Genomic DNA, 16,247 nt, shown 5'->3' with positions numbered 1-16,247 from the left:
TCCCGTGGCTGAGCGAGCTTCCTGGGCCGTACAGCAGGTCTCCGGCGTCGGCGTGCAGAGCGCCGAGGACGTCCGGCACTCCATGGCCGCGCTGTGGACTCCGGCCGGGGCGGTCACCTCCCGTTCCGGGATGGTCCCCACCGGGACGGCCGCGGTGCCGGGCAGCGTGCTCGCGACCCTGCCGACCGCGAATACCACCGTGCACGTCCAGCCGTTCCGGTACGTGCGGCAGTCCAGCCGCGGCGGCGGCACCTACACGATGATCCTCGACTCGATCAAGGACATCGACGTCCTCAACCCCGCCAACGGCGGCACGGCCGCCGATCCGTCGAACGCGCGGATAGACCTGATCATCGCCCAGCAGTCCGACACCTTCTTCGGCGACGCGAACAGCAACATGGTCGTCAAGCGCGTCACCGGTACCCCGGCCGGGACCCCGCTCGATCCGACCGTCACCGGCAGCGCCGACTACGTGCTGCTCGCCCGCATCACGGTGCCGGCCAACGCCACGACCATCCAGACGGCGAACATCGCCAACGTCGCGCTCCCCTCCGCGGTCACCGTCGGCGGCCTGCTGCCCGTCGCCGACGCCACCGAACGCGCCGCGCTGGCCAACCCGTTCGACGGGCAGCAGATCTACCGGCGTGACCTCGACTGGATCGAGGTCTACGACGGCACCGCCTGGCGCGCGCCCGCGTTCGTCAAAACCGCCAGCAACGCCAGCATCACCAACCCGTACGCCGGGCAGTACGCGCAGAACACCACCGACGGCCAGCTCTACCGCTACACCGGCACCGCCTGGGTCCCCGCCCGCGGCATCATCGCCTACGGCAAGCGCACCAGCTCATCCACCGCGGGCAACCCGACCAACGTCCTGCGGATCGACAATGTCTCGCTCCTGTCCGGGCGGGCGTACCGGGTGTTCACCTGCGCCATCAACCTCTTCGGCACCGCCAACGACACCGACAGCCTCAACGTGTGGATCAGCACAACCGGTGTCGCCATCGCAGGCGACCCCAACAGCTCGCAGCTATCGGGCGCCCGTGCTGAGGGCAAGCTGATCAACGGCGGCGGGGCCGCAGTCCAAGCCAAGGTCGACACCACCTACATCCCCGGCGCCAACCAGACCGCCAGTTTTCTGCTGACCGGCGAGCGAAACACCGGCAGCGGCACCGTCCAGGTGTACGGCGACAACACGGCGTCGCCCATCCTCCTCATGATCGAAGACATCGGTGTCGCGCCGCCGAACACGGCGGTGATCCTGTGACCCGCCCAGCCACACCGGGTGCGTGGCCTGCAGCGCTGGCGGCCGGGTCGCCGACCATCCACTTGCTCGGCGACTCCCTCTTCGAGGGCGGCGCTGTCGATCCCCCGCTCCGCTGGCACCAGATGCTCGGCGACTCGTTCCGCAGCGACGGCGCGCCCGGGACGCAGGTGTGGATCGGCGGCGCCATCCCTGGCAGCGCGACGGCGGACTACCTGCCCGGCGCGAGGTACGCCGGGCACGTCGAGTTCACCGTCCACCACCCGAGCTTGATCCTGCTGGGCTGGGGCATCAACGACTGGGCTGCGGGCATCCCGCCGGCACTGTTCGCGTCGCAGTACCAGCAGATCATCGACCGGATCCGGGCCCTGTCCGAGGGCTCCACTCTGGCGTTCATCCACACCCCGTGGGTGTACAACCCGGACCTGACCGCGACCCGCGGGCCCCAGGCGCCGTACCGGGACGCGATCCAAGCGCTCGCCGCCGCCAACGGCGCCGGTTACCTCGGCTTGGAGTGGTACTTCCCGGGCGACGACCGGTACCAGCAGGCCACACCGGACCGGGTCCACCTCAACGCAGCCGGCCAGAACACCATGTACACCGCGGTGCGGGCCTTCCTGCTCGGCATGTGCGGGGCCGCGTGATGGTCGCCAATCCCGTCTACACCTACCTGCTGGCCGACTTGGCTACGAACCGGATCCTCGAGGAGATCCGGCTCACCAACGTGTCGTTCAACAAGCCGCTCAACGACTGTGGCACCTTCAACGGCACGTGGAAGCTCGGCGCGAAGACGGCGCACCTGGACCCCTACGACCTGTCGATGCCGTGCCGGCGCGTCATCTACGCGTTCCGCGACGACCGGCCGATGTGGGGCGGGATCGTCTGGACCCGCAAGTACGACAGCGCCACCCAGACCGTCGCGCTCGGCGCGGCCGAGTGGTGGTCGTACTTCGACCACCGCAAGGTCCTGCCGCTGATCCCCGGCAGCCCGGACCTCACCACCGTCGCCGGCCTGTCGGTGACCTACACCAACGCCGACCAGAACAACATCGCCCGCGGGCTGGTCGCGCTCGCACAGACGCACACCGGCGGGAACATCCTCGTCGTCCCGGCCGACACCGAGCTGTCGAACATCCCCCGCGACCGGACCTACAACGGGTGGGACCTCACCGACGTCGGCCACGCCCTGGAGAACCTGAGCAACGTCATCGACGGCCCCGACCTCGTCTTCGACGTCGCCCCCGGCACAGCGGCGCCCCGGCGGGTGCTCCGGGTCGGCACACCGTGGCTGGGGCAGCAAGGCTCGGCGTGGCGGTGGGAGATGGGCGGCAACGTCGCCTCCTACACTTGGCCCTCCGACGGGACCCGCATGGCGACACGGGCTTTCGCGACCGGCCAGGGCGTCGAGCTCGGGATGCCGATCTCGGTGTCGGAGGACACCAGCAAGTACGCAGACGGGTTCCCCCTGCTGGAGCTGGAAAAGCAGTACGGGTCCGCCGAAGACGAGGACACCCTCGACGGGCACGCCGAGGCCGACCAGCAGACCGCGCGGATGCCGGTCGCGCTGCCCACCATCGTCGTCCGCGGCGACGTCTCCCCCACCGCCGCCGAGGTCAACCGCGGCGACGACGGCTGGCTCGTGCTCCCCCCAGACCCGTTCCACCGCGCCGGCTTCGAAGGCCCGGTCAGGATCGTCGACATGGGCTTCAAGCCGGGCGCCGACGCCGAACGCGTCGACCTCACGCTCGCGCCGCTGCTGGACGGAGTTGCCTGATGGGACAGATCAGCCTCCCCACCAACATCCTCGACCGGCTCAAGCGCGTCGAGAACCAGATCTCCCGCCTGTGGAAGGCAGTGGGGCTGTCCTCGGCCACCATCGCCGCCGGCGGCCTGACGCTGCTGAACAACGCCTTCCTCAAAATGCTCGGCCCGACCGACAACGAAATCCTCTACATCGGACCCGATGGTCCGAACCAGGTCATCCGGATCCGCGACGGAGCCGGAAACATCATCTTCGCGAGTGTGTCCGGCGGCGGGGCCAGCCAGCGTGTCGCGATCAACCCGAACCCCGGCGGCCCCGCCCGGATCGAGTTCTACGACGACGCCAGCAGCAGCGACCGCGTATCGATGACCATGTTCGGGGCCAACTTCGTGCAACAGCGCGAGGCCCAAGACGGCTCGGGGATCACCGGCGGGAAGGTCTCGTTCTACAGCGGGAACAGCGTCTTCGGCCATCAGCTCAACTCCACCGGCGCAGACGCGTACATCCGGTTCTACGACGACGAGCGGGTCTACATCCGAGGGAAGTGGGGCACCTCCGACGCGAACGGCGGCCATTCCGCGCTATTCGTCAACTCGATGTCGCTGGGCGCTGGCCCGATCACCGGAGTGATCTCCTATGGCGCGACGATGCTCGGCACCATGCGGCCTATCGCCACTCGCCAAGGGCCGCTAGCTGACTGCTACTGGGCGGTCACCGCGTCGAGCGCCACCGGCTTCGAAGTCACCGCCAGCGGCGGGTCCAGCAACACCTTCCACCTCTGGGTATTTAGGACGTGATCATGCGAGTTCAACACACCGACGCGCAGGTCGTCGCCGAGGGTGGCCAGCAAATCTGGGCGGTCGATGGCGTGCGCACCGCCGACGACGGCACCGTGATGCGGTTCCGGCACTTCTTCCCCCTTGAGACTCTGGAGTGGCGGGCCGCCGAGTACGGCATCGAACCCACCGACACCGCGACCCTGCTGGACATCGTGCTCGCCGAGCCGTACCTGTCCGAAGAGGACTGGTCGCGCGGGCACCAGCTACACGACGCGCCGGACATCGACACCGCCCGCGCCGACCACCTCGCCCGCTGCGCCCGCGCGAAACTCCGGCACCGCATCTCTACCCGCGGTGCCGCCCACCCATGCCGCCGGGTCGCCGTCGAATCCCCGCTGCACCCCGAAGCGATCGAATTGAAACAGCAGTTCGTCGCCCAAGCACGCGCCGCGCACACCCACGCGCGCGACGCCGCACCGCCAGACCGGATCGCCGTGCTTCGCACGGCCGTTACAGGGCACGGAAGAGGTGTCGGTGAGTGACCTCGCTCAGCTGCTCGTCGCCATCGGAGGGATGGTCGCCGCGATTCTCGGCGGCGTTGCCGGACTCGTCACCGCGATCCGCACCTCCGGGCGCGAACGGCCCGCCGCCGCGAGCAAGGGCGCGTCCCGGTTCGCAAAGGAACTCGCCGCCGCGGCCGAGGACGGCGAGCTCACACCTGAGGAGATCGCCGAGGCGATCCGGCAGCTCGGTGAGGAGGACACATGACGCGCGATGACGTGATCGACCGCGCCGCCCGCGAATCGAAGGACCACCGCGGGCACCTCCGCATCTGGCTCTCCGGCGGCCTGCTGCTGCTGGGCGTGCTCGCCCTCGCCGCCGCCGTGTTCATCGGCCGTGCCCAGAACGACGCCCTCGCAGACAAGGTCACCGCACTCACTGCCCGGGCCGACACCGCCGAGCAGGCCGTCGGGAAGCTTGCCGACCAGGTCCGCGGCCTCGGCGCTGTCCCGGTGGCTGCGCCCGGCCAGCCGGGCGCCGTGGGCGCCACGGGCGCGACCGGGCAGCGCGGCGAGCCGGGCCAGACGCCGCCGTGCCTGCTGACCGCCACGCAGTGCGTCGGGGCGCCGGGCAAGGACGGGCAACCCGGCCAGCCGGGCACCAACGGTGTCGACGGCCAGCCAGGGCAGCCGGGCAAGGACGGCGCCAACGGAACCGACGGCAAAGACGGCGCCGACGGCGTCTCGGTCACGCGCCAGTACTTCGACCGCGACGCCGACGGCCGGTGCCGGAACTTCAACGACTTTTCCGACGGCCGGACCCGGATCGACGAGGGTCCGGCCGGGGATGCGGCGTGCGCACCCGCTACGCCGCCGCCGACCACCACGCCGTCGGCGGTGCTGCCGACCGGCCCCACGCTCCGACGGAGGGACTGAACCATGTCCGGAACTGGGGTGGATCTCCACCCGTACTACCAGCGCGGCACGAACGCGCTGCCGAACGTCTCGTTCGGATGGATCAAGATGGCCGACGGCGCCGCGGTCTACCGCAAGCAGGCCGACGGCAAGCTGTGGACCGCCGACGCGCACGCAGCGCTGTTCCGGCGGCTCGGTCTCCCCTTCGGCGGGTACGAGTTCGCCTCGGCCAGCACCGACGGCGGGCGGGCGTTCGACGTCCTGTGGGGCGAGTGTCAGCGTCTCGGCGGCACCGGCGTCGCACCGGCCACGGACATCGAGGGCGACGGCTGGAACAAGACGAACGCCACGGCCCGAGGTCGGTCGTTCTGCTCGCGGGCCCGCGCCCGCGGGGTACGCCCCGCGATCTACATGGACCTCTGGCTCCTGCAGGCCTGCCGCCCGGACGAATGGCCCGAAGACCCGGTGATCTGGGCGCCGCGGTACAGCGGCCTCAAGCCGGAGGACGGCGCCCGGTACACGGGCCACTACGACGTCCACCAGTTCAGCTCGTCCGGCACGCTGCCGGGCTCGGCCGGGTCGGTCGACATGAACCGCGCCTACACCACCGCACACCTGATCGGAGAAGACGACATGCCCGACGAAGCCACGTTCAAGACCTGGGTATCCCAGGTGATCGACTCGAAGCTCGGCGCGATCAACGCGGGCACCCGCGACACCGTGCGCTACGAGGTCCTCGCGACCCCGCACGACCCCCAAGATCCCCGCTCGTTCATCTTCGGCGACCGCAACATCGTCGACATCCTGGTGGAGCTCCTCCGCCAGGCGTTCGCGGCGAACGCCAAGGCCGACGCCGTGGCGGCCGCGCTCGCGGAGCTGGCCACCGACAAGGACATCACGCCGGAGAAGATGCAGGAGATGCTCACCAAGGCCGTGGCCGAGAGCATCCAGGTGTCCGGCCAGCTCCACATCGAACCCATCAGCGGGCCAGACGCGCAGGCCACCACGCAGGCGGTCAGCCAGTGATCCGGCTCGCCGCCTGGTGGCGGACCGTCCGAACGGCGCTGCCGCGGATCCGCAAGACCACGGCCGCGGTGTGGGGCACCCTCACCCCGCCCGCGGTCGTCGGCGTCCTGGCGCTCGCCGGGGTGCACATCGACACCGCCACCGCGGTGCTGATCCTCGGGGTCGGCACCGCAGTCCTCGCGCCGGCGGCGGTGTACCGGGCCAAGGCGAACGAGCCCGCGCCCGGCAGTGCTCCGGAGGCGCCGCCCGATCCGGGCTGATTTCGCCGCAGGCACACGACAGCGGCCCCTTGCACCTTCGGGTGCGAGGGGCCGCTTTTGTCGCGGTGTGTCAGGCCTGGCCGACGAACACGGCCTTGTCGCCAACGAAGTCCGGCTGCAGCTCGATTTGCAGTTCGCCCGGGTCCTTGCCGACGGCGAAGCTCATGTCGAGCTTGAGGGTCTTCCCGGGCAGCACCGTGGCGGCGCCGTTCATCGTGGAGTTCTTGCATTTGCCGTTCGAGTCGAACACCGCATCGGCGTGCGCGCCGCCGAACTGGGCCTGCGCGGTGGAGAGCAGGGTCGCGTCGAAGGGCTTGTCGGAGCCGTTGGTCACGGTCACCTGCAGCGTGACGGCGCGTTCGATGTTCGGCGGCTGGGCATACTGGCCCGGCTTGCACCCGGCCGGCTGGGTGACCTCGATCGCGACGCCGTTGGGCCAGGTGTAGCGCTCGCCCCAGGTCGGCGGCTTCTTCGCGTCGGCGGCCGCGGCGCTCGCAGGCGCCCCACCGGACGCGGGGCTGACGCTGCCGGTGTTGACGGGCGGCGAGCCGCAGCCAGCGAGCAGCAGCACGGCGGCTGCAGCGGCGACGAGCGACGTACGGATCTTCATGGTGTCCCCTCTGTCCACTTGCAGACGATCAGTCGCTGGCGGCGTGCCAGCTGTTACGAAATCTCCGGATCACTCGGTTTCGGTGGATCATGTCCGTCGTTACGACTTCGGCTGACGGCCGCGGCGCCGGATCGTGACTCCCGCCTGCTGCAGCATCCGTTTGGCCCCGTCTCGGCCGACACCCCCACGGCTCTCCGACCTCCGCCAGAGACTTCCGCTGGACGACGTACGCATCGACCATGCCCGGCGGCGCCGGCGGCATCCGCGGTTTCGGCGCCCGCAGCGTCACACCGAACGCCAGCAACGTCTCCCTCACCTGCCGGTAGTTGAGTCCGGTCGCGGCGACGATCTCCTGGATCGTGGCGCCGTCGGCGTAGCGGAAGCAGAGGTCGAGGGCGAGCAGGTAGGCGGCGATTTCCGGCGACACGAATGGCTCCCTGGAAACGGGCCCGGCCCTCGTCTGCAGCTCGGGGGCCGGGCGGGCGCGCCGGTGTGCGGGACCGGTGCGCGAGGTGCCGCCGCTGCCCGGGGATGACCACCTCCGCGGGGGCTGGCGGGGTGTCGGCGCGGCCGGCGTGGAGTTGTAGACCGGACCCCCGGCGGGAGGGCCTGGGGGTCCGGCTCCGCGCCCGCCCGTACGCGACGGGGCGCGGTCTGGTCCGCCCGCCCCTCGACGCGGACCCTGCAGGCCGTGCGGGGAGCGGGGTGGGGCGGGCGGAGCTGGAGTGCTGCCGGGCCCTCGAGGGGCGCGGGCCCGGCAGCGTGCCGCGCCACCCCCTGTGGGGCGCGGCACCCGGCCGGCGCGTGCGAGGGGTGGTCGCGCGCCGGCCGGGCTGATCAGGGCGAGCGGGGAATCGTCGCGACGACCCCGGCCATCAGCCGGTCGCACGGCGTCTCGATGTGGAGCAGCTTCGGACCGTGCGGCCACCAGTCTCGCGCTGGGACGACGCCAGGCCCGATCAGGTCCCAGCCGTCGAACAGCGCTTCGATCGCCGCCGCCCGGCGGAAGAATCCGCCGGCGAGGACGCCGGTGCTGTCGAGTCGCTGGATCAGCTGCTCGACGAGCACCACCACGGCCGGGTCTGCCGGTTCGGGGTCGAGGAAGTGCGACGCGATCAGGTAGCCGCCCTGCGGGAACATCGTGCTCAGGTCCCGCAGCCATTCGCGCGCCGCGTCTTCGCCGAGCCAGTGCAGCACGCCGGGTGCGACGATCGCGACCGGCTCGTCCCACACGAGGTAGTGCTTCAGCTTCGCGTCGACCTTGGGCAGATCGAGCGGGTCGACGTGCCGGACGGTCGCGATGTTGTCGGCGAGGTAGCCGGCGCCCTTGGCGCTCAGTACCGCATCGGGCTCGAGGTAGACCACCCGCTCCAGGCGGCCGAGGGCGATGGACTCGAGGTCCGCGGCGTGCGGTGGCGCGCCGGGCGGGATCGGGGCGCCGCAGTAGATGACCTGGCGGATGCCGCGGCGCCCGACGATGTGCCGCCAGGCCCGCTCGATGAACTCCACCTCGTGGACCGCGAGCAGGCTGACGTCCGGCGCTATGGCCTTCAGCTTCTGGAGGACGAATCGGTCGTCCTCGTAGGCCTCGCCGCCGCCGAGCATCGCGTTCCAGATACGCGCACGGGACTGCCGGGTGTCGCTGGTCTCGTGCACGATCATCGGCCCGCCCGTCGCGCGTCCTTGAGGTCTTCGAGGGTCTGGACGATGTTGGTGCGCAGCTGGGACGCGTCGCCGTCGAGGATGACGCTGGGCCCGTCGGCGACCGCCAGCACGGCGACCGTCCGGCCTTCGCTCGTGGTCAGCCCGGTCACGATCGGGATCCGCCGCCCGGTCGTGTCGAACGCCCAAGCGGTGCGCTCCTCGCGCCACCCGCGTACCTGCATCTCCATCGCCGCCCCCGCGGTACAGTTCGAGGTAGAGGGCGTTACCTGACGTTCCCTCTCGTTCCACAACAAGTGGAACACAAGGGAACGACCGTCGCAAGTGAGCCGATCGGGCGACGCTGTATCCGCTGGATGCCTGCTCTATCCTCGTTCCATGGCAGAAAACAAGGCCTCCGCGAAGTCCGCGAAAATCGGTGCTCACCTGCGTGCCGAGCGCGTTCAGCGCGATGTCACGTTGACGGCGTTCGCCGACGAAGTGGGCATCTCGAAGGCGCACCTGTCGCGGATCGAGACCGGTATCTCGCCGGTGAAGGTCGAGGATGTCGCGCGGATGCTGACCCTCTTGGGTGTTCGAGGCGAGCGCTTCGACCAGATCGTCGCCATGGTCAACGGCGACGAAGCCCAGCACGGCTGGACCGCCACCACCCTGAGCGAGCAGGCCGCGATGAACGCCGCCCTCGCCGACTTCGAAGCCAACGCAGCCACCATCACCGACGGCGCGCTCGTGCTTCTTCCCGGCCTGGTGCAGGACTCGGGCTACACCCGCGCCATCATGTCCGGCGGCACCGTCCCGGCTCACGAGATCAGCGCCCGCGTCGCGATGCGCGCTGGCCGTGGCGCCGTCATCGACCCGAACCGCACCCGCCGGCCGGTGACCTACAAGGCCTTGATCGACGAAGCGGCGCTCCGCAAGTGCATCGGTGGACGCGAGGTCATGGCCGATGCCCTGCGGTTCTTGCACAAGATCGCGACCGAGTAGTCGAACGCCACGATCCGCATCGTGCCCGACCGCGCTGGTTGGTACCCCGGCATGACCGGTGCGTTCTCGATGATCGAGCCGCGCGACAAAGCCGCGCTGTCGATCGTCCACCTCGGAACCCGGCGAAGTGGCCAGATCCTCGACCAAAGCGAGGACCTGGCCGAGTACGCCAGAACAGTGGATGCCGGGGAGGCGGTGGCGCTGAGCAAAGACGAGTCAGCCGAGCGCATCGCCACCGCCATTGAAGAGATGGAGAAAGGATGACGATACCCGAAAACGCCTGGTCCAAGAGCAGCTATAGCAGCAACGACGACAACTGCGTCGAGGTCGCGAAGCTCGGAGACCAGGCCGCCGTGCGCGACAGCAAGGACCCCGAGGGCGGGTACTTCAAGCTGCCCGCTGCCGGGTGGCGCGGCCTCATCGAGCAGCTGCGCCAGGCGTAACACGCACACAACGACGCCCCCGGCATACCCGTACGGTGCCGGGGGCGTCGCCGTTCAACCGGACTAATGCATCTGCACCAGTCCATTGGGGACATTCCCCAAAGGAGCAACGAAGCGCGTCACCGTAGTAGAAGTGATGCTGAAAGTGAACCCCGTACCGATCTGCAACCGTCGCGTGACCTGGATCTTCGGCCGTACGAGGTAAATCCCGAAAACATCGCTGAGGTCGCCTAACGATCGGTCACGGGTCAGAGATACCTCTGGTGCAACCGGGTCATCCCAATGCCCTAAAGGAGGTAACCACCCGTGAGCAACCAGACGCAGGTACAGGTTCAAAACTCCGCCGTGCCGCAAACGATCCATATCTGGATGTTCGCCACCGCCGTAGTCAGCACTGTCTTCGTCATCCCGCACGCGATCCTCGCGTTCGAGTGGCAGTGGCCGCCCACGCTCGCCAACTTGCACATGCTGATCACGCTGGGGTTCTGGATCGCTGGCGTCGTTTTCCTGACCCGGAGACCATCCGGGGCTACTGAAATCGTTGCGCGCCCGCTCTCGCCTAAGCAACAACTGGCGATGAGCGAAATCGACAGGCTTAACGCGTTGCTCGACCTGAACGACGAGTGATGCGTGACCGGAGGCTGGCCGCTCCCCCGGCCATGCCCCCTCCGCAGCCCTCGGGCCGAAGTCCTGAAACTGCGGGGGGGGGCGTCTAATGCGTCTTTTTCATCCGGCGCAGCTGGCGTGGCGAGTGAGCGTGCACGGCGGCCAGTGCGAAGAAGCTACACCAGATGCCCGCGAGAATGGTGAGCATGACGATTCGGGCGGGCCAGTTCCGCTCCTGGATCGCAAGGTGGCCCACACTCGATCCAAGGACGAGCGCCAGCGTGACGAAGCTGATGAGGCTCGCTCGGGCGACCATCAGGCGGATGGCGAAGAGGCGATAGCCTCCCGTGGCGGCGGTCATCGAGTGCTCCCGGTGGGCAGTGGGCCGCCGGCCAGAGAGCGTTAAGTGTCTATAGGCGCTTCTGGGACCACTTCTACCCGCTCTACGGCGACCCCGAAGGCATGCACTTCGAGTGCTGGACGATGCTCGGTGCGTGGGCGGAGTCGACGTCCCGGGTGGAGATCGGCGCGCTCGTCACCTGCAACAGCTACCGCAACCCCGAGCTGCTGGCCGACATGGCCCGCACGGTCGACCACATCTCCGGCGGCCGGCTCATCCTCGGCATCGGCTCGGGCTGGTTCGAGAAGGACTACGACGAGTACGGCTACGAGTTCGGCACCGCGGGCGGCCGCCTCGACGACCTCGCGGAGTCCCTCCCGCGCATCGAGTCGCGCCTGAGCAAGCTGAACCCGGCCCCGACCCGCAAGATCCCGGTCCTGATCGGCGGCGGCGGCGAGAAGAAGACGCTCAAGCTGGTGGCCAAGCACGGCGACATCTGGCACGGCTTCGGCGACCCGGAGGTCGTCGGCCGCAAGGTCAAGATCCTCGACCAGCACTGCGCGGACGTCGGCCGCGACCCGGGCGAGATCGAGCGGTCGTGCGGTGTCCAGGGCGAGCCGGACGAGCTCGGCCCGAAGCTCCTGGAGCTGGGGGTCACGACGTTCACCGTCGGCGTGGGCGGCCCGGACTACGACCTCGACGCCCTCAAGTCGTGGATCGCCTGGCGGGACAAGACCCAGGGCTGACGCTTCACCCGCGCGCCCGGTGCGCGGCGACGCGTTCGCGCGTCGCGCACCGGGGCGAGCAGAACCTCCGCGGGCTCCCGCCGCCCGTGTGGGCGAACGGCCTCCCGCACGACGGTGACGCGCACAGCCCGCCCGGGACGTCCTGGCGCTCCGCCAGCAGCGAAGCCAGCCCCAGCGCCGACGACGTCACCAGCCACGCACCCCAGGGCCCGTCATCCGCCGCGTCCGCGTGCAGGTGCCAGCCGTAACCCTCTTCGTGGTCGGTCAGGCGCGGTGGGCCCGCGTACGCCGCGAACAACGCGTTGAGCACCGAAGCCGCCGAAGCGACGTCGGGCGCCGCGAAGACTTCACGCAGCTCCAGCGCCGCCGTACGCAGTTCCGTCACGTCGTCCGGCGACAGCAAAACGTCCGGTTCGCCGTGGTCGCGCAACACCTGCGCCACCGCGGCCGGGTCGGGGGACGGCACCAGCAACACGACCAGCAGGTCCACCGCGCGCTGCACGGAATCCCGGTGCGGAAAAGCCATGCCCCACTGTAACGTCTCGCCCATGATAAGGCGTTACCTGGTCGGCGCCACGCTCGCCCGGACCGGCGATGAGCTGTCGGGCCCCGCGCTGCTGCTGCTCGGGATGACCACGGGTCCGCACGCCGGCGCGGCCTTGCTCGCCGGGCTGACCGCGGCCGCCGCCGCGGGCGGGCCGGTGTTCGGCGCCCTGCTGGACCGCAGCGCCACCCCGGGACGGCTGCTGGCCCTCGCCCTCGGCGGCTACGCGGGCGGGATTGCGCTGGTCAGCGCGCTCTTCGGGCGGCTGCCGCTCGAAGCCGTCGTCGCGGTGGCGGTCGTGACGGGCCTGCTCAACCCCGCCATCGCCGGCGGCTGGACCGCGCAGCTCCCCGCGGTCGCCGGACCGGAGCGGTTGCCGAAGGCCAGCCGCTTCGACGCCATGACGTTCACCGCCGCCGCGCTCGCGGGACCCGGTCTCGCCGGGCTGCTCGGCGGTTCCGCCGGGCTGGTCGTCGCGGTCGGCCTGGTCGCCGCGGCGATCCCGGTGGCGTGGGCCCTGCCGAAGCGGACACCGAAGAAGACCCGCCTCAAGGACGGCTTCCGGGTCCTCGTCCGCAACGTCCCGCTCAGGCGGGCGACCGTCACCTCGACGATCTCCTGCGCCGGCATCGGCATGGTCACCGTCTGTTACCCGCTGCTGGGCGCGGCGCACCTGCGCGGCCCGGCGGACGGCGCACTGCTGCTGGCCGTCCTGGCCGTGGCCTCCCTGCTGGCCAACGCGGTCCTCGCGAAGAAACCACTGCCGTGGGCACCCGACCGGATCGTCCGGCTGAGCACCCTCCTGCTGGCGGCGAGCTGCCTGCTCGCCGCCGGTGGGCACGGTGTCATCGTGGCCGCCGTGCTGGCCGGTTTCGCCGAAGGTCCGCAGCTCACCGCGTTGTTCGCGATCCGCCACCGCGAAGCGCCGGAGCACGTCCGGGCGCAGGTGTTCACGACGGCGGCGAGCGTGAAGATCACCGGGCTGGCGGCGGGCGCGGCACTGGCCGGACCGCTGGCCGCGTGGTCGCTCCCCGCCTGCCTGCTCACCGCGGCGGGCGTTCAGCTGATCGCAGCCTGTTTCAGCAGGTCAGAACGCCATCGCCTGGGCACGCCGCTTGACCTCGGTGCCGTGGCTGGTCCGCAGGGCGTTGATCGGCGTGCTCCCGGGCAGGGTGTCGTCCGCGGTGAACAGCCACCGCAGCATCTCGGTCCGGGAGAAGCCGGAGTCGGCGAGCACGGTGATCGTGCCGGCCAGGCCCTTGACGACGCCGTCCTTCACGAAGAAGTCGCTGGGCACGCACAGTTCACCGCCGCGCTTGAGCGCGATCAGCTGCCCGTCGCGCAGCATCTGCCGGACCTTGTTGGCCGAAGTCCCGAGGACGGTCGCCACCTCCGGCAACGGGAGGACCGCGATGGCGGTGTCGAGGATGTCTTCGGCGACACGAATCCCACTCACAGGTGACACTGTGCCACATTTCGTCCCCTCACCCGCTAGTGCGCACGGGTGACCCGCGAGGTCTCCTCCACGAGGCGTGGCCGATTCCGTACGATCCATACTCGTGACACGCACCCAACCCAGCCTGGTCGGCACGCTTTTGGAGCGCCGCTACCGGGTGGACCGGCTGCTCGCCCACGGCGGAATGTCTTCCGTCTATCGGGGGACGGACACCCGGCTGGACCGTCCGGTCGCGATCAAGATCATGGATCCGCGCTTCGCCGACGACCGGTCGTTCGTGGACCGGTTCGTGCGGGAGGCGCAGTCCGCGGCGCAGCTGCACCACCCGCACGTGGTGGCGGTGCACGACCAGGGTTTCGACCTGCCACCGGGTGCGGAGTCGGGGCTGGCCTTCCTGGTGATGGAGCTGGTCGACGGCGGGACGCTGCGCGACCTGCTCGACGACGAGGGCCCGCTGGACGTCGCGGTGGCGCTGAGCGTGGCGGAGCCGGTGCTGTCGGCGCTGGCCGCCGCGCACGCCTCCGGGCTGGTGCACCGGGACGTAAAGCCGGAAAACGTGCTGATCGGCCGGGTCGGGCAGCACACCGGCGGGGCGGTGAAGGTGGCGGACTTCGGCCTGGTGCGGGCCGTGGCGAGCGCGGGCACGACGTCTTCGAGCGTCATCCTCGGCACGGTCGCCTACCTCTCCCCCGAGCAGGTCGCCACCGGCGCGGCGTCGGCGCGCGGCGACGTCTACTCGGCCGGGATCCTGCTGTACGAGATGCTGACCGGCCGGGTGCCCTACACCGGGGACACGGCGATCTCGGTGGCCTACCGGCACGTGAACGACGACGTGCCGCGGCCGAGCGAGCTGCGCCCGGACCTGCCGCCCGCGCTCGACGACCTGGTCGTGCGCGCGACGCGGCGGGACCCGCAGCGGCGCCCGGCCGACGCCGGGGAGTTCCTCACCGAGCTGACCGCGGTGCGCGCCCAGCTGGGGCTGCTGCCGGTGACCGTGCCGATCCCGGTGTCCCACGGCCAGGGCGACCTCGCCGACACCGAACGCACGCTCCCCCGGATCCCGCAGGTGCCGGACACCGAGAAGACGATGCCGGTGCACCGTCCGAACGTGACGCGGGCGCTGAGCCACGCCGCCGGGCCGGTGACCACGCAGGTGCCGCCGGTGGCCCCGCCGCCGCGGCGCCGGAGCCGGCCCGAGCCGGAGAAGCCGCCGCCGGACAACCGCAAGCGGATCCTCGTGATCGCCGCCGCGGTGCTGCTGCTCGGCGGGCTGATCGGGGCGTTCGCCTTCATCCTCACCGACACCGGCGGCGACAAGACCGCGCGGGTGCCGAAGCTGGTCGGGCTGAACCAGGCCGCGGCCGGAGACGCGCTGCGGGCGGTGAAGCTGAACCCGCAGTTCACCCAGGAGTACGACAACACCGCGCCGTCGAACACCGTCCTGCGCGCCGACCCGCCGGAGGGCACGACGCTCTCGCCGAACGCGACCGTGTCGGTGGTGCTGTCGAAGGGGCGCCCGGCGGTGCCGGACATCCGGCCGGGCACCGCGCTGGCCGACGCCGAGAAGGCGATCAAGGCCTCCCAGCTGACGCCGGTCCGCGGCACCGACGACTTCGACGCCGACGTTCCGCAGGGCGCGGTCATCCGCACGACGCCGGCGGCGGGCAGCCAGCTCACCATCGGCGGCCAGGTGACGATCACCGTGTCGAAGGGCCCGATCCCGCTGCCGCCGGTCCCGGACGTCACCGGCCAGTCCAAGGACGACGCCTTCAAGCAGCTGCAGGCGGCCGGGTTCGAGCCGTTCCAGGCGGGCGAGGAGTTCAAGCAGAACGTCCCGGCCGGCGCCGTCACCCGGACCGACCCGCCGGCCGGCGCGGCGGCGAAGGCCAAGCGGATCGGCGTGTTCGTCAACAACGCCGTCCAGGTGCCGGACGTCCGGTTCCGCTCGTTCGAGGACGCGCAGAAGATCCTCGAGCAGGCCGGGCTGAAGGCCGACCGCGACGGCGGCCGGGGCCGCGGCCCCGGCGGCGGTGGCGGCGGGTTCGACTTCGTCTTCCAGCAGGACCCGGAGCCGGGCACGTTCGTGGCGAAGAACTCCAAGGTCAAGCTGAAGGGGTTCGGGGGATGATCGGCAGCCGGGGCCGCGTGACGGGCACGATCGGCCCCGGCCTCATCGGTGAGGTGCTCTTGAACGTCCGGGGCGGCACGGAGGCGTTCTACGCCTACCCGGCCGACCCGGAGGAGACGTTCACGTCGGGCACCCAGGTGCTCGTGGTCGACTTCGAACCCCCGCGGACGGTTTACGTGGAACGGTGGCAACCCCTGAGCCGCTGACCCGGCCGCCGTGCCA

20 protein-coding genes and 3 pseudogenes are annotated in these 16,247 nt (G+C 70.5%); 16 read left to right on the top strand and 7 right to left on the bottom strand.

Annotated features, from left to right (window positions below; all coding sequences use genetic code 11):
* Nucleotides 1-4: 4 nt before the first annotated feature.
* Genes ACFPLC_RS26500 through ACFPLC_RS26460 form a run of 9 tightly spaced genes read left to right on the top strand, consistent with a single transcriptional unit; the run spans nucleotide 5 to nucleotide 6,506 of the window.
* Entirely contained in the window at nucleotides 5-1,267 is a 1,263-nt protein-coding gene (locus ACFPLC_RS26500) for a hypothetical protein (RefSeq protein WP_378198529.1), read from the top strand.
* Nucleotides 1,264-1,908: an SGNH/GDSL hydrolase family protein gene (locus ACFPLC_RS26495; protein WP_378198532.1), complete on the top strand. Its 645-nt coding sequence runs from the start codon at nucleotides 1,264-1,266 to the stop codon at nucleotides 1,906-1,908. Before ACFPLC_RS26500 ends, ACFPLC_RS26495 begins: the two co-directional genes overlap by 4 nt.
* Entirely contained in the window at nucleotides 1,908-3,038 is a 1,131-nt protein-coding gene (locus ACFPLC_RS26490) for a hypothetical protein (protein WP_378198535.1), read from the top strand. The genes ACFPLC_RS26495 and ACFPLC_RS26490 overlap by 1 nt, the downstream gene beginning before the upstream one ends.
* The gene (locus ACFPLC_RS26485; protein ID WP_378198538.1) at nucleotides 3,038-3,823 is read left to right on the top strand and encodes a hypothetical protein; all 786 of its coding nucleotides are present in this window, start codon (nucleotides 3,038-3,040) and stop codon (nucleotides 3,821-3,823) included. The genes ACFPLC_RS26490 and ACFPLC_RS26485 overlap by 1 nt, the downstream gene beginning before the upstream one ends.
* Nucleotides 3,824-3,825: 2 nt before the next feature.
* Entirely contained in the window at nucleotides 3,826-4,347 is a 522-nt protein-coding gene (locus ACFPLC_RS26480; RefSeq protein WP_378198541.1) for a hypothetical protein, read from the top strand.
* Nucleotides 4,340-4,573 (top strand): hypothetical protein, encoded by a 234-nt coding sequence (locus tag ACFPLC_RS26475; protein WP_378198544.1) that lies wholly within the window; start codon nucleotides 4,340-4,342, stop codon nucleotides 4,571-4,573. Before ACFPLC_RS26480 ends, ACFPLC_RS26475 begins: the two co-directional genes overlap by 8 nt.
* Nucleotides 4,570-5,241: a hypothetical protein gene (locus tag ACFPLC_RS26470; protein WP_378198546.1), complete on the top strand. Its 672-nt coding sequence runs from the start codon at nucleotides 4,570-4,572 to the stop codon at nucleotides 5,239-5,241. Before ACFPLC_RS26475 ends, ACFPLC_RS26470 begins: the two co-directional genes overlap by 4 nt.
* Nucleotides 5,242-5,244: 3 nt before the next feature.
* The gene (locus tag ACFPLC_RS26465) at nucleotides 5,245-6,246 is read left to right on the top strand and encodes a GH25 family lysozyme (protein WP_378198549.1); all 1,002 of its coding nucleotides are present in this window, start codon (nucleotides 5,245-5,247) and stop codon (nucleotides 6,244-6,246) included.
* On the top strand, nucleotides 6,243-6,506 hold the full coding sequence (locus ACFPLC_RS26460; RefSeq protein ID WP_378198552.1) for a hypothetical protein: 264 nt from the start codon (nucleotides 6,243-6,245) through the stop codon (nucleotides 6,504-6,506). The genes ACFPLC_RS26465 and ACFPLC_RS26460 overlap by 4 nt, the downstream gene beginning before the upstream one ends.
* A gap of 70 nt (nucleotides 6,507-6,576) precedes the next feature.
* On the opposite strand, the gene ACFPLC_RS26455 is transcribed toward ACFPLC_RS26460, so the two are convergent.
* The 4 genes from ACFPLC_RS26455 to ACFPLC_RS26440 form a co-directional block, all read right to left on the bottom strand.
* On the bottom strand, nucleotides 6,577-7,116 hold the full coding sequence (locus ACFPLC_RS26455) for a hypothetical protein (protein ID WP_378198555.1): 540 nt from the start codon (nucleotides 7,114-7,116) through the stop codon (nucleotides 6,577-6,579).
* Between the two features lie 28 nt (nucleotides 7,117-7,144).
* Complete coding sequence (locus tag ACFPLC_RS26450; RefSeq protein WP_378198558.1) at nucleotides 7,145-7,543, bottom strand: hypothetical protein; 399 nt, start codon at nucleotides 7,541-7,543, stop codon at nucleotides 7,145-7,147.
* Between the two features lie 410 nt (nucleotides 7,544-7,953).
* On the bottom strand, nucleotides 7,954-8,778 hold the full coding sequence (locus ACFPLC_RS26445; RefSeq protein WP_378198561.1) for an SAM-dependent methyltransferase: 825 nt from the start codon (nucleotides 8,776-8,778) through the stop codon (nucleotides 7,954-7,956).
* Nucleotides 8,775-9,008 (bottom strand): hypothetical protein, encoded by a 234-nt coding sequence (locus ACFPLC_RS26440; protein WP_378198563.1) that lies wholly within the window; start codon nucleotides 9,006-9,008, stop codon nucleotides 8,775-8,777. Before ACFPLC_RS26440 ends, ACFPLC_RS26445 begins: the two co-directional genes overlap by 4 nt.
* 148 nt (nucleotides 9,009-9,156) lie before the next feature.
* Between ACFPLC_RS26440 and ACFPLC_RS26435 the strand changes: the two are divergent.
* The 3 genes and pseudogenes from ACFPLC_RS26435 to ACFPLC_RS26425 all read left to right on the top strand — a co-directional run bounded on the left by ACFPLC_RS26435 (nucleotide 9,157) and on the right by ACFPLC_RS26425 (nucleotide 10,832).
* Nucleotides 9,157-10,026, top strand: a pseudogene (locus ACFPLC_RS26435) (helix-turn-helix domain-containing protein).
* The gene (locus ACFPLC_RS26430; protein WP_378198568.1) at nucleotides 10,023-10,205 is read left to right on the top strand and encodes a DUF397 domain-containing protein; all 183 of its coding nucleotides are present in this window, start codon (nucleotides 10,023-10,025) and stop codon (nucleotides 10,203-10,205) included. Before ACFPLC_RS26435 ends, ACFPLC_RS26430 begins: the two are co-directional and overlap by 4 nt.
* Before the next feature lie 306 nt (nucleotides 10,206-10,511).
* Entirely contained in the window at nucleotides 10,512-10,832 is a 321-nt protein-coding gene (locus ACFPLC_RS26425; RefSeq protein WP_378198571.1) for a hypothetical protein, read from the top strand.
* Nucleotides 10,833-10,917: 85 nt separating this feature from the next.
* Here the strand turns inward: ACFPLC_RS26425 and ACFPLC_RS26420 are convergent, their stop codons facing one another.
* Nucleotides 10,918-11,172 carry a hypothetical protein gene (locus tag ACFPLC_RS26420; RefSeq protein ID WP_378198574.1) on the bottom strand — a complete coding sequence of 85 codons (255 nt, stop codon included), beginning with the start codon at nucleotides 11,170-11,172 and terminating at the stop codon, nucleotides 10,918-10,920.
* A gap of 62 nt (nucleotides 11,173-11,234) precedes the next feature.
* Here ACFPLC_RS26420 and ACFPLC_RS26415 point away from each other — a divergent pair.
* Nucleotides 11,235-11,897, top strand: a pseudogene (locus tag ACFPLC_RS26415) (LLM class F420-dependent oxidoreductase); the annotation flags it as partial.
* A gap of 4 nt (nucleotides 11,898-11,901) precedes the next feature.
* On the opposite strand, the gene ACFPLC_RS26410 reads toward ACFPLC_RS26415, so the two are convergent.
* Nucleotides 11,902-12,423, bottom strand: a complete 522-nt coding sequence (locus ACFPLC_RS26410) for a CGNR zinc finger domain-containing protein (RefSeq protein ID WP_378198577.1) — start codon at nucleotides 12,421-12,423, stop codon at nucleotides 11,902-11,904.
* On the opposite strand from ACFPLC_RS26410, the pseudogene ACFPLC_RS26405 reads away from it, so the two are divergent.
* A pseudogene (locus ACFPLC_RS26405) lies at nucleotides 12,422-13,129 on the top strand (MFS transporter); the annotation flags it as partial. The gene ACFPLC_RS26410 and the pseudogene ACFPLC_RS26405 sit on opposite strands and share 2 nt — an antisense overlap.
* Nucleotides 13,130-13,528: 399 nt before the next feature.
* Here ACFPLC_RS26405 and ACFPLC_RS26400 read toward each other — a convergent pair.
* Nucleotides 13,529-13,897 carry an Rv2175c family DNA-binding protein gene (locus ACFPLC_RS26400; protein WP_378198790.1) on the bottom strand — a complete coding sequence of 123 codons (369 nt, stop codon included), beginning with the start codon at nucleotides 13,895-13,897 and terminating at the stop codon, nucleotides 13,529-13,531.
* Between the two features lie 103 nt (nucleotides 13,898-14,000).
* Here ACFPLC_RS26400 and pknB point away from each other — a divergent pair, with 103 nt between their 5' ends.
* Together pknB and ACFPLC_RS26390 are read left to right on the top strand one after the other, a co-directional pair.
* A complete protein-coding gene (gene pknB, locus ACFPLC_RS26395; RefSeq protein ID WP_378198580.1) occupies nucleotides 14,001-16,025 on the top strand; it encodes a Stk1 family PASTA domain-containing Ser/Thr kinase in 2,025 nt (674 codons plus the stop codon).
* A complete protein-coding gene (locus ACFPLC_RS26390; RefSeq protein ID WP_003100783.1) occupies nucleotides 16,022-16,231 on the top strand; it encodes a hypothetical protein in 210 nt (69 codons plus the stop codon). The genes pknB and ACFPLC_RS26390 overlap by 4 nt, the downstream gene beginning before the upstream one ends.
* Nucleotides 16,232-16,247: the final 16 nt, after the last annotated feature.

Source organism: Amycolatopsis plumensis (assembly GCF_042652605.1).
In the GTDB taxonomy this organism is placed as follows: Bacteria; Actinomycetota; Actinomycetes; order Mycobacteriales; family Pseudonocardiaceae; genus Amycolatopsis; species Amycolatopsis plumensis.
This window is presented reverse-complemented; position numbering and strand designations above follow the sequence as displayed.

Coding starts and splice junctions, on each gene's coding strand:
- ACFPLC_RS26470 (WP_378198546.1), top strand. CDS start 4,570: ATGACGCGCGATGACGTGATCGACCGCGCCGCCCGCGAATCGAAGGAC.
- ACFPLC_RS26490 (WP_378198535.1), top strand. CDS start 1,908: ATGGTCGCCAATCCCGTCTACACCTACCTGCTGGCCGACTTGGCTACG.
- ACFPLC_RS26455 (WP_378198555.1), bottom strand. CDS start 7,116: ATGAAGATCCGTACGTCGCTCGTCGCCGCTGCAGCCGCCGTGCTGCTG.
- ACFPLC_RS26420 (WP_378198574.1), bottom strand. CDS start 11,172: ATGACCGCCGCCACGGGAGGCTATCGCCTCTTCGCCATCCGCCTGATG.
- ACFPLC_RS26465 (WP_378198549.1), top strand. CDS start 5,245: ATGTCCGGAACTGGGGTGGATCTCCACCCGTACTACCAGCGCGGCACG.
- ACFPLC_RS26390 (WP_003100783.1), top strand. CDS start 16,022: ATGATCGGCAGCCGGGGCCGCGTGACGGGCACGATCGGCCCCGGCCTC.
- ACFPLC_RS26485 (WP_378198538.1), top strand. CDS start 3,038: ATGGGACAGATCAGCCTCCCCACCAACATCCTCGACCGGCTCAAGCGC.
- ACFPLC_RS26480 (WP_378198541.1), top strand. CDS start 3,826: ATGCGAGTTCAACACACCGACGCGCAGGTCGTCGCCGAGGGTGGCCAG.
- ACFPLC_RS26410 (WP_378198577.1), bottom strand. CDS start 12,423: ATGGCTTTTCCGCACCGGGATTCCGTGCAGCGCGCGGTGGACCTGCTG.
- ACFPLC_RS26440 (WP_378198563.1), bottom strand. CDS start 9,008: ATGGAGATGCAGGTACGCGGGTGGCGCGAGGAGCGCACCGCTTGGGCG.
- ACFPLC_RS26445 (WP_378198561.1), bottom strand. CDS start 8,778: ATGATCGTGCACGAGACCAGCGACACCCGGCAGTCCCGTGCGCGTATC.
- ACFPLC_RS26430 (WP_378198568.1), top strand. CDS start 10,023: ATGACGATACCCGAAAACGCCTGGTCCAAGAGCAGCTATAGCAGCAAC.